Here is a 12,007-nt window from a genome sequence, read left to right as displayed (position 1 = left end):
AAGGAGCGTTATGTATGCAGCGTTACCTCGCTCTATCATTAGCACTCATCCCAATTTCATTAGCCGTGCTTGGTATTAAACTAATGAGAGATACTGTATTTGGGATTTTATTCTCCCCAATCCCTATATTATGGTTACAATTTTTAATCGGCGCTCTTTGCTTTGCACTCGGGTTTTATATTTTCGGCGGCTTCGTCTTACACAGAGATCGTAAGAGAAATAAAGTGCAAGCTCGCTTCAGAAGATAGAACAAAGTTTTCACATACCGATAAAAAAATGAGACCATTATATTAGGTCTCATTTTTTTATCGGTAATAAAGTTCTTGCTGTTTCAGGATGATCAGTAATAATCGCTGATATATCCATATCAAAATATTTACGCATAAGCGTTTCTTCATTTATTGTGTAAGGACGAACCTCCACACCACTTTCCATCGTTAATTCAGCGATAGCATCTTGAAGATAACGATAATTCGGATGTACTGCAGTAGCACCCATCTTTTTTGCATATGCCCATGGGCTATGCAAACCTTCACGATACAAAATAGCTGTTTGAATATCAGGAGCCATCAAATGACATTTTTTCATACTGTAGTGATTAAACGAAGAAAATATAACACGATCCTCTAGACTAAACTTACGTACAAGCGTTATAACCTCTTCTTCTAAACCTCTGTATGGAATTTTATTATTTTTCAGTTCAATATTGAGTAGCAATTTCGTTTTTGCGAGCCATTCTAACACCTCTTCTAGAAGAGGTGTTTTGCAAAAACCTACTTTGTCACCGAATTTATAACTCGCATCCAACTTACATAAATCCTCATATAAATAATTTCGAACCGCACCTTTTCCATTTGTTGTCCGATCCACCGTTTCATCATGAATAACGACAACTTTTCCATCTTTCGTGAATTGAACATCGAGTTCAATTCCATCTGCCCCGAAAGCCTCCGCCGCTTCAAATGAAATCATTGTATTTTCCGGATACGTTCCCGCTGCACCACGATGTGCAAATATAAGAGTCATCCTCACTCCCCCAATCTTATGCTATACTATACGAAAAAGGAGGTACTTCTATGAGACCATTACAAATTTCTCCAGACACTGCAGTCCGCCTATCAAAAGCGTTAGGTGTTCCACTTGAACAACTTATGCATATGCCACAGCATATTTTAATACAAAAGTTAGTTGAATTAGAAAAACAAAATAAAGACGAAGAATAATATAGTCCTGTTTTTCAGGGCTTTTTATTATCACCTATTATATCACGGATAACTTACCCACTAAAATTATGAATGTGGGAAACAAAATAAAAGATCAACGAGTGTTTTAAACTCATTGATCTTTTATAAAAATATTTATTTTGAATATACTAATCTCAACTAGCCTTATGTTCAAGTCTTAGCTTATCCGCAACCATTGCGATGAACTCGGAATTCGTAGGTTTTGCTTTTGACATGGATACTGTATAACCAAATAAGGACGAAATAGAATCAATATTCCCACGGCTCCAAGCTACTTCAATTGCGTGACGGATTGCGCGCTCAACACGGCTTGCTGTTGTATTATATTTCTTTGCAATATCTGGATATAATACTTTCGTAATAGATCCTAGTAATTCGATATCATTGTACACCATAGAGATTGCTTCTCGTAAGTACATGTACCCTTTAATATGAGCGGGTACACCAATTTCATGAATGATACTTGTAATACTCGCATCTAAGTTTTTCGGTTTTCCATCGATCGTTGTTGCTGATCGGAAAGATGGTAATGGACGTTTAATAGTAGCACTTTCCTTACCACTAACTTGACGAATATGACTTGTTAAATTCTCCATATCAAATGGTTTTAATATGAAATATGATGCTCCTAAATCAACCGCTTTTTTCGTCACATCTTCTTGTCCGAATGCTGTCAACATAATAACGCTAGGTTGTCTTAATCTTTCAATATGTCGCATTTTCTCTAGCACAGCTAGACCATCTAAATGTGGCATAATAATGTCTAAAACGAGTATATCAGGCTGCTTTTCTTTCAATAAGTTTAAACATTCTTGACCATTGTAAGCAATTCCGATAACTTCCATATCATCTTGGGCAGCAACATAACTCTCTAGCATCGATACCAATTCTTTATTATCATCCACAAGACATACTTTAATTTTCTCCACAGTTTTTCCTCCCTTACCGAATCGATTCTTCCGACATGTGTAAGCTTCTAGGCTACATGAATTGTTCGACAATTGTGTGAAAATTCCCTTTAAAGTTTCTTACTTTCCGATAAAATCACAAAAAAATATGTTTATCGTTCATTTTTTTACTTTCGCAACACATTCCATCATAGAATTACAGCGAAACGTTCAACCCTTTGCTTATATCTTACAACAAAAAACAGCTCTTGCGGAGCTTTTACAAAATTTCAACGAATTTTTCAAAAGAAAAGCGAGCTAATATGTATTAGCTCGCTTTTTTCTCTTGATCATAAATATTAATTCCAGCCTCATGTAACATCCATTCAATATGAACACCGTATCCTGACGTTGGATCATTTACAAATACATGTGTAACCGCACCAATTACTTTCCCATTTTGTACAATCGGACTTCCACTCATTCCTTGTACAATACCACCCGTTTTTGCTAGTAAACGTTTATCTGTCACTTTTATAACCATACCTTTTGTAGCTGGGAACTTTTGTGGTACCGTACTAACAACTTCAATATCAAACGCTTCCACCTTATCTTGATCAATAACTGTTAATATTTTCGCTGGCCCTTCTTTTACTTGATGGGATAATGCGATAGGCATTGCTTTATCCATTATGCCGTTTGTCATATCTGTATTTAATTTCCCAAAAATACCATACGGGCTATTTATTGTAATATTACCAATCACTTCACGATCCGGTGAAAATCTTGCTAATTTTTCTCCCGGGTTCCCGTGACTTCCTCTTTCAATAGACGTTACTGTCGAACGCATAATTTGTCCATCTTCTACTTGAATTGGCTTTTTTGTATCATTATCGGAAATTACATGACCAAGCGCTCCATATTTCATAGAATCTGGATGTACAAATGTCATCGTTCCGATACCAGCTGCTGAATCACGAATATACAGTCCAATTCGGTAAGAGGATTCACCATTGTCTTTTTGTGGTGTTAGCTTAGCACGAATATATTTTCCATCTCTTAATAAAACAAGATTAAGCGGTTCACCTGTTTCTCCACTATTATGAATAAATGGTGCTACATCACTCATTCTTTCAATTGTTTTACCATTGATTTCAGTAATCATATCTCCAATCTGTACACCAGCTGTTTCACCAGGAGATACTTTACCCTTTTCAGTTTGAATTAAATGATGGCCTACAACAAGTACACCTTTTGTGTTCAATTTTACACCAATCGATTGTCCACCTGGAATAACTTTAAAATCTTTTAATACTTTCACATTTACTTTTTTCACTGGAAAACCAGCAAGTTGAAACACCATATCAGCTTCACCATTTTGGTGAGAATTTACCATAAGTTCTTGTTCATTTGAACTTACAGTAAACACATTACGATTTGTAGATGCAGCCTTAAAAACTGGTAATGATGCTATTTCTGATTGTTGTCCTTCAAAAACAACAAGTTGCTTCGGCGATGAAATAAACGTTCGAAGCGGTTTAAAACATCCAATAAAAACTAGAGAAACAAGGAGACAAAGACCTATTATTTTTCGAAATCTTTCTAATTTCAATTTGTTCACTCTCCTCGCTCCTACCCCACATTCAGCCTCTTGGCTTCACTTTTTAATCTCTCCTTGCAGCGCTTTATTTATAACCGGAAGAATTAAGAAATCGTCATTTGAGAAAAAAAAGCTATCCATTACTGGATAGCCTCTGCTGTCTGTTTGAAATGATGCGCTTGCGTAAGTAACTCTTTCGCATGCTCTGTCGTTAAATCTGTAATTTCAACACCAGAAATCATTCGAGCAATTTCTGTTACTTTTTCATCCGTACTTAACACAGTAACCGATGTAATCGTACGATCATTCGCCACTTGTTTTCTAATAAATAAATGAGAGTCCGCCATTGAAGCTACTTGAGGTAAGTGCGTAATACAAAGTACTTGCGAGTTTACTGATACACGATAAATTTTTTCCGCAATAGCCTGTGCAACCCGACCACTCACACCCGTATCCACTTCATCAAAAATAACAGATGCAACACCTTGATGCTTAGAAAAAATGCTTTTTAAAGCTAAAATAATACGAGATAACTCTCCGCCAGAAGCGACCTTTGAAAGTGGCTTTAACGGTTCACCCGGATTCGTTGAAATATAAAATTCCACATGATCGTAGCCATCAGCCGTAAGTTTTACCGGTGTTCCTTCCACGAGAGGTTCTTCTACATTTCCTACCCTCTTCATAATTCTCACTTCAAATTTCGTTTTTTCCATATATAGTTCTTTTAATTCTTGATGAATAGCGCTTGTAAGATGATCTGCAAGCTCATGACGCATAGTACTTAACAACGTTGCTTCTTTTACAATAACACCTTCTAATTTCGTTAACTGCTTTCTCGTCGTTTCAATATGTACGTCTTTATTTTCAATCGTAAAAATTTCTTGTTCAATTTTATCAGCATACGCTAAAATCTCTTCTACAGTATTTCCATACTTTCTCTTTAACATACGGATTTCATTCAAACGTGTTTCAATTTCATCTAGACGTTTCGGATCGTATTCCATCATGTCTAATTTTTCTCTAAGCTGGTATGCAACTTCTTCTAATAAGTAATAACTATTTGCAATAGAATCATGATTTTCTTGATACGCTTCATCTAAGTGCGTAATACTCTCCATTTGTCCCATTGCATTTCTTACGTGATCCAATCCCTGTCCGTCTCCACTTAACGAACGATACGCATCTCCTAATGCTTTATAAATCTTTTCAAAATTGGAGATTTTTAATCGTTCCTCAGTCAATTCATATTCTTCATCCATTTTTAAATCCGCCTTACGAATTTCTTCATGTTGGAATTGAATTAAATCTAGACGATGGGCCATTTGTTGTTCATTTTCACTTAAAGATTTCAGCTGTTTTTTTAACTTCTCATAGTCTGTATATACATTTTGATATATGCCCAATTGTTTAACAATGCGATTTCCATCAAAATGATCAAGCATAAACATATGACGCTCTTCATTCATTAAATCTTGTGTTTCATGCTGTCCATGAATATCAACTAGCGTTTTTCCAATCTCTTTTAATATGCTGAGTGTAACAAGTTTCCCATTTACACGACAGACACTTTTTCCGTTCGCAGCGATGTCACGCTTCAAAATAATCATGCCATCTTCTATTTCTATATCTAACTCTTCTGCCTTTGCGATACATGGATGTTTGTCATCTTCTACATAGAATAAGCCTTCTATCTCAGCCTTTTCTGTTCCATATCGAACAAATTCTGCTGAACCACGGCCACCAACAAGCAAACTAATTGCATCAATAATAATGGATTTTCCAGCTCCTGTTTCACCACTTAAAACGGTTAAACCTTTTTGAAAAGAAATATTTAATGCCTCAATAATAGCAAAGTTTCTGATCGATAATTCCGATAACAATGCCCCATTCACCTCGTTATAAACTAATCCCCTATTAAGGGCTTTTCTCAGTATTCTTCATTCAAATAGTTATACTATATGTTTGTATGTATAAATTACTCTTCTAACCCGCTCCATTGTACCAAACATTCGTTTTACGGGTCAATCCACCTATTTTCTAACTTCATTCAAAAAAAATAATGTATTGTATTTGAAAATCCGTATTTTTCGCCAATAAAAATATCTTGTTTACTTTCCACTTTACAGAGGAAAGTAAACAAGATTTTTCTGTTAAAGCATATTTAAGAAACGATCAGAGACAACACCTGTATCTTCAGGTGTACGGCAAATAATTAAGCAAGTATCATCACCACAAATGGTTCCGACGATCTCATCCCACTCTAAATGATCAATGAGTGCCCCAAGTGAATGAGCGTTACCAGGCAATGTTTTTAGCACAAGCATATGTCCTGCCGTGTCTAATTTTACAAATGAATCCACTAGATTTCGTTTTAATTTTTGCAACGGATTAAATCGTTGATCTGCTGGCAAGCTATATTTATAGCGGCCATCATGTAATGGCACCTTCACTAAGTGCAGTTCTTTAATATCGCGCGATACTGTTGCTTGCGTTACATTAAACCCCACATTACGTAAAATATCAACTAGTTCATCTTGTGTTTCAATTTCTTTGTTAGCAATAATTTCCCTGATTTTAATATGGCGCTGACCTTTATTCATACATTTGCACCTCACACTATCTCTTACCATAGTTTAAACATTGGTATACTTCATTTATTTATGTTACCGTATAATCCATTACTTGTACACAATTGTTTTTACAATCATTGTACGATTACAACAAAAAGAGGAACAACATATGTTATTCCCCTTTCCCTTTTTGTTTTAGAACATCATGTGCTTCTGTAACAACTTGCTCAATAGAAACCGGAGAATGATTTTCGCCATTCTCACGCTCACCGTGCCACTTTAGATGAATTAAAAATTCAATATTTCCATCCCCGCCTGTAATTGGTGAGAATGTTAAACCTTCGATATTATAGCCTTCCTTAAGAGCAAAATCGACAATCATTTCCACGACAGCTTCATGTACTTTTCTATCACGAACAATGCCTTTTTTCCCGACTTGTTCTCGTCCAGCTTCAAACTGAGGTTTAATCAATGCAGCTACATCACCATTTGGCATAAGCATTGTTTTTAAAACCGGCAATATAAGCCTTAATGATATAAATGAAACATCAATACTTGCAAACTGCGGTAAACCACGCTCTAAATCTGCCGGTGTCACGTAACGGAAGTTCGTTCGTTCCATCACAACAACACGCTCATCTTGACGCAATTTCCACGCAAGTTGATTATATCCTACATCTAATGCGTAGGATAACTTCGCCCCATTTTGAAGCGCACAGTCTGTAAAACCACCAGTTGATGAACCAATATCTATCATAACCTTATCTTGTAAATCAAGTTGAAATGTTTCTAATGCCTTTTCAAGCTTATAACCACCACGGCTTACATACGGCATGACTTGCCCTTTCACCGTAATCTCCGTATCTTGCGAGATTTTCTCCCCTGGCTTATCGAGTCTCATTTCATTCGCATATACAAGACCTGCCATAACAGCACGTTTAGCCTTCTCACGCGTTTCTATAAGCCCTCGCTCTACTAATAGTACATCTACTCTTTCTTTTTTTACGCTCATTTGTTACGCCCTTTTTTGTTTTGATGGAATCATTGTATGAATACGGTCTACAACAGCATCTGTCGTTAAACCAATTTCTTCTAACAGTTTTGTTACACTACCATGCTCTATGAAGCGATCAGGAATACCCATTCGTTCAATTAAAGCACTATGGTATCCGTTCTCAGAAGCAAATTCAACTACTCCCGTTCCAAAGCCACCGATTAAACAAGCCTCTTCAATCGTTAAAATCGGTATATTTTTCCCTAAAAGCTCATGTAAATATGCTTCGTCCATCGGCTTAATAAAGCGAGCATTCACTACTTTCACTGATACTCCAGCTTGTTCAAGACGCTCAGCTGCTTCCATTGCCATCGGGATTGTCGTACCAAACGTTAAAATTGCTGCTTGTGTGCCTTCTTTTAACGTTTCCCATGTACCGATTGGAATCGCCTTTAATTCTTCATCCATTTGAACGCCAAGTCCATTTCCGCGTGCATAACGTAAAGCAATCGGTCCATCTTCGTATTGCATCGCTGTATATACTAAATGTTGACCTTCATTTTCATCTTTCGGCATCATAAGCACCATATTCGGCAAGTGACGTAAAAACGCGATGTCAAATACACCTTGATGCGTTTCACCGTCTGCTCCTACTAATCCAGAGCGATCTATTCCAATGAAAACATTTAAATTTTGGCGACAAATATCATGAACAACTTGGTCATATGCTCTTTGTAAAAATGTTGAATAAATTGCTAAGAACGGCTTCATCCCTTGTGTTGCCATACCAGCTGCCATTGTTGTAGCATGCTGCTCTGCAATACCTACATCAATCATGCGATCCGGAAATTCTTTTTGGAATTTCTCAAGTTTCGATCCAACAGGCATTGCAGGCGTAATTGCAACGATACGTTCATCCGTTCTCGCTAGCTTAAGCACTGTTTCACTAACAACAGCACTCCATGCTGGTGCAACTTCTTTCGGTTTAACGAAGTCACCTGACTCAATTTTATACGGTCCTGTTCCGTGCCAAGTTCCAATAACGTCACTTTCAGCTGGTTTATAACCTTTTCCTTTTTTCGTAATAACATGAACAAGTACTGGGCCTTTTGTTTTCTTTGCATATTGCAACGTTTCGAATAACTTTTCATAATCATGCCCATCGACCGGACCTAAATATGTAAAGCCTAATTCTTCAAAAAAGACGCCTGATACTAGTAAATATTTTAGACTATCTTTTATTTTCTCTGCTGTCGCAGCAACTTTCCCGCCGACTGCTGGGATTTTCTTCAATATATACTCTAGTTCATCTTTTACCCAATGGTACTTCCCTGCGGTACGTAAACGACCAAGTACATTATGAAGTGCACCGACGTTTGGTGCAATTGACATTTCATTGTCATTCAAAATAACAATCATGTCCGTTTTTTCATGCCCAATGTGGTTCAATGCCTCTAAAGCCATTCCGCCTGTTAATGCACCATCGCCAATGATTGGTATAACGTATTCTTCCGTTTTCTTTAAATCACGTGCTAGAGCCATTCCCATTGCAGCAGATAACGACGTTGAACTATGACCAGTTTCCCAAACATCATGCTCACTCTCACAGCGTTTTGGAAAACCACATAGACCTTGGTATTGCCTTAATGTGCCGAATTCTTTCGCACGCCCTGTTAAAATTTTATGTACATAGGATTGATGTCCTACGTCCCATAAAAACTTATCTTTCGGACTATCAAATAATTTATGCAGAGCAATTGTGAGTTCTACTACACCTAAATTAGGTGCAATATGTCCACCTGTTTGAGAGAGCTCTTCAATTAAAAACTTACGAATATCCTCACTCAACCCCTCTAGTTCACTGATAGACATATCTTTCAAAAAACTAGGGTTTTGAATTTGCGTTAGATCCACATGGATCACTCACTTTCATTTCATAATCTGTCAACATGTCAAATATTATAAGAAACATTTACACAACACAAGAAATTATCTTTTCTATTCTTTTTATCTTGTCCTGCTTTCAGAAAACACTTCCATTTTTTCACTTATCATATTATACATCATATTTCTTTACGTGATGAAAAAAATAGCCGCTAACACGAAGTGATAACGGCAATGTAATCTACATATATTTTTGCCAATAACAAGAAAAGAAAAACCTTTTCCTACATTTATATCATAAAATGATGAATGACTCAACAAATGGAAACGCTGTTATATTAGTTATTACGTTTTGCGATTAAATCACAAATAGATAGTAAATATTCATCTTGTAATTGTAAGGAGCTAATAGAATCTTTTGCTTTTGCAATTTTCTCCTCTAAAATAGATTTTGCTCTATCTACAGTAAATAACGTCGTATATGTGCTCTTCTCGTTGGAAGCATCACTACCAATCGGTTTTCCAATCTCTTCTTCTGTTCCTTCTACATCCAAAATATCATCTCTAATTTGGAAAGCTAGACCGATATATTTCGCAAATGCAAGTAACTTCTCTTCTTGCTCTTCTGTAGCATCAGAAAGTATCGCTCCTGCAAGTACAGCAAACTCAAGCAGTTTACCTGTCTTATGATTATGGATGTACTCTAATTCATTAATTGTAAGTCGTTTTCCTTCAGCTTCCATATCTGCCACTTGTCCAGCAACCATTCCTTCAGGTCCTGCTGCTTTCGCAAGCTCAAGTACAAGTCTTACTTTTTTTTCAGCAGAGATTTCTTTTTGCTCATATGCCATAATAACTTGAAAAGCATATGTCAACAAACCATCTCCCGCTAAAACTGCCATTGCTTCACCAAATACTTTATGATTTGTAGGCTTTCCTCGTCTTAGATCATCATCATCCATACAAGGTAAATCATCATGAATTAACGAATATGTATGAATCATTTCAAGGGCACAAGCTGCACCCACTCCAAGATTTCTTTCTTTCCCAAACGCTTGTAACGTTGCAAATAAAAGTAACGGGCGGAGACGTTTCCCACCCGCTTCCAAAGAATATGCCATCGCTTCACGAAGCACATTTGGACATTGTAATTCATTTGCATAGCTTACAAGCTTTTCTTCTACGAAAGTTTTACTCTCTTTCAAAAAAGCATCAAAAGCTATATGTGTCACTATGCTTCATCTCCTAAAGCAGTAAACGGTTTAAGCTCTCCATCTTCCCCAAGGATAACTGCCATTTGTTCTTGTACATCTTTCAATTTCTCATCACAAAGCTTAGATAATTCCATGCCTTCCTTAAAATAAGAAATTGCTTCTTCTAAAGGTACATCACCTTGTTCAAGCTTAGAAACGAGATGCTCAAGCTGCGAAATTGCTTCTTCAAAGCTTAACTTATTTTCCATTATTCAATTCACGCTCCTCTATGCTTGATACGCTACAATCTAGTATTCCATCTTGTAATTGAACCGAAACAGCATCTCCAAGGCTAACATCTTTCACGCTTTTTAATACTTGTTTCTCTTCATCGTATACAAGCCCATACCCTCTCATCATTACTTTAAGCGGGCTTAATACCTCAAGCTTTTGAGCCGCTCTCACAAATACGAACTCCTTCGTTTGAAGTAATGTTTGCATTTCACGTTGCAACTGCTTTTGCAACGTTTCAATTGCCGTTTTCGTTTGTATAATTTTTTGAGATGGGTGGTGCTTTTCTAAATAAAATGAAAGTTGCTTTAATTGATTTACTTTTTTATCTATATAACGCTCTTTCGCTAAAACAAGTTGTTCAAGAGCCCTGTCTAACTGCTCTTCTTTTTGCTCGTACACTTGCCTTGGATAACGGAACGCATAAGATTTTTGTAACACTTGCAGCTTTTCTTCTTTTTTATGTACTCTTTCTCTCATTGCTCTTTGCAATCTCAGAGTTCTTTGTAATACCTTTTCTTGTAACTCTATAGTATTAGGTACCGCCAGCTCAGCTGCTGCAGTCGGTGTTGGTGCACGTAAATCCGCGACAAAATCTGCGATTGTAAAATCTGTTTCATGGCCTACAGCCGAAATAATCGGAATCTCACTTGTGAAAATTTCTCTTGCAACTATTTCCTCATTAAAGGCCCATAATTCTTCAATAGAGCCTCCACCACGTCCAACAATTAAAACATCAATATCTCCCATTTCATTCGCTGTACGAATTGCTTGTACAATCGAGGGAGCTGCTGACTCCCCTTGTACAAGTACAGGAAACACAATAACATTTCCAATCGGATAACGACGTTTAATTGTTGTTATAATATCGCGAATTGCTGCTCCTGTTGGCGACGTGATTACACCTATTGTTTTAGCATACGGAGGAATTATTTTTTTATAAACTTGAGAAAACAAGCCCTCTTCCTCTAAACGAACTTTTAATTGCTCATAAGCTAAATGCAAGTTTCCAATTCCGTCAGGCTGCATGTCTTGAATATAAATTTGATAAGAACCACTCGCCTCATAAACAGAAATCTTTCCTTTTACAAGTACTTTCATTCCATTTTCCGGTCTGAATTTAATGTTACGATTATGACCCGCAAACATAACCGCTGCAATTCTTGCATTTTCATCTTTCAATGTAAAATACATATGACCACGACTATGATATTTAAAGTTGGAAATTTCTCCTTTTAACCAAACAGACTGTAAATGCGGATCATACTCTATTTTTGTTTTAATATAGCGTGTTAACGCTGTAACGGTTAAATATTGTTTCTCCATTTCTCTCTCCTCATAGCC

At 36.7% G+C, this 12,007-nt stretch carries 12 protein-coding genes; 2 read left to right on the top strand and 10 right to left on the bottom strand.

Annotated elements, in window-relative coordinates; translation table 11 throughout:
• Positions 1–14 precede the first annotated feature (14 nt).
• The gene (locus MR155_RS01850; RefSeq protein ID WP_002111735.1) at positions 15–248 is read left to right on the top strand and encodes a DUF2627 domain-containing protein; all 234 of its coding nucleotides are present in this window, start codon (positions 15–17) and stop codon (positions 246–248) included.
• 49 nt (positions 249–297) lie between these two features.
• On the opposite strand, the gene MR155_RS01845 is transcribed toward MR155_RS01850, so the two are convergent.
• On the bottom strand, positions 298–1,026 hold the full coding sequence (locus MR155_RS01845; protein ID WP_242307701.1) for a glycerophosphodiester phosphodiesterase: 729 nt from the start codon (positions 1,024–1,026) through the stop codon (positions 298–300).
• A gap of 50 nt (positions 1,027–1,076) precedes the next feature.
• Between MR155_RS01845 and MR155_RS01840 the strand changes: the two genes are divergently transcribed.
• On the top strand, positions 1,077–1,223 hold the full coding sequence (locus MR155_RS01840) for a YycC family protein (protein WP_001247671.1): 147 nt from the start codon (positions 1,077–1,079) through the stop codon (positions 1,221–1,223).
• 155 nt (positions 1,224–1,378) lie between these two features.
• On the opposite strand, the gene spo0A is transcribed toward MR155_RS01840, so the two are convergent.
• From spo0A to xseA, 9 genes are all read right to left on the bottom strand, one after another.
• The gene (gene spo0A, locus MR155_RS01835) at positions 1,379–2,173 is read right to left on the bottom strand and encodes a sporulation transcription factor Spo0A (RefSeq protein ID WP_002015081.1); all 795 of its coding nucleotides are present in this window, start codon (positions 2,171–2,173) and stop codon (positions 1,379–1,381) included.
• A 286-nt stretch (positions 2,174–2,459) separates the two neighbouring features.
• Positions 2,460–3,752, bottom strand: coding sequence for a SpoIVB peptidase (spoIVB, locus tag MR155_RS01830; protein ID WP_002015079.1), 1,293 nt, complete (start codon positions 3,750–3,752; stop codon positions 2,460–2,462).
• 119 nt (positions 3,753–3,871) lie between these two features.
• Positions 3,872–5,611, bottom strand: coding sequence for a DNA repair protein RecN (gene recN / locus MR155_RS01825; protein WP_002088564.1), 1,740 nt, complete (start codon positions 5,609–5,611; stop codon positions 3,872–3,874).
• 270 nt (positions 5,612–5,881) lie between these two features.
• Complete coding sequence (argR, locus tag MR155_RS01820) at positions 5,882–6,331, bottom strand: arginine repressor ArgR (RefSeq protein WP_002015076.1); 450 nt, start codon at positions 6,329–6,331, stop codon at positions 5,882–5,884.
• Between the two features lie 142 nt (positions 6,332–6,473).
• Complete coding sequence (locus MR155_RS01815; protein WP_002015074.1) at positions 6,474–7,313, bottom strand: TlyA family RNA methyltransferase; 840 nt, start codon at positions 7,311–7,313, stop codon at positions 6,474–6,476.
• A 3-nt stretch (positions 7,314–7,316) separates the two neighbouring features.
• Positions 7,317–9,209, bottom strand: a complete 1,893-nt coding sequence (dxs, locus tag MR155_RS01810) for a 1-deoxy-D-xylulose-5-phosphate synthase (RefSeq protein ID WP_002067083.1) — start codon at positions 9,207–9,209, stop codon at positions 7,317–7,319.
• 308 nt (positions 9,210–9,517) lie between these two features.
• Positions 9,518–10,411, bottom strand: a complete 894-nt coding sequence (gene ispA, locus MR155_RS01805) for a (2E,6E)-farnesyl diphosphate synthase (RefSeq protein ID WP_002015072.1) — start codon at positions 10,409–10,411, stop codon at positions 9,518–9,520.
• Positions 10,411–10,641, bottom strand: a complete 231-nt coding sequence (xseB, locus tag MR155_RS01800; RefSeq protein WP_000428422.1) for an exodeoxyribonuclease VII small subunit — start codon at positions 10,639–10,641, stop codon at positions 10,411–10,413. The genes ispA and xseB overlap by 1 nt, the downstream gene beginning before the upstream one ends.
• Positions 10,631–11,989 (bottom strand): exodeoxyribonuclease VII large subunit, encoded by a 1,359-nt coding sequence (xseA, locus tag MR155_RS01795; protein WP_002192510.1) that lies wholly within the window; start codon positions 11,987–11,989, stop codon positions 10,631–10,633. The genes xseB and xseA overlap by 11 nt, the downstream gene beginning before the upstream one ends.
• Positions 11,990–12,007 lie beyond the last annotated feature (18 nt).

The sequence above is a fragment of the Bacillus cereus group sp. BfR-BA-01331 genome (assembly GCF_022663915.1).
Classification (GTDB): domain Bacteria; phylum Bacillota; class Bacilli; order Bacillales; family Bacillaceae_G; genus Bacillus_A; species Bacillus_A mycoides.
The sequence above is the reverse complement of the archived record's forward strand: the minus strand, read 5'-3'. Positions and strand labels throughout refer to the sequence as shown.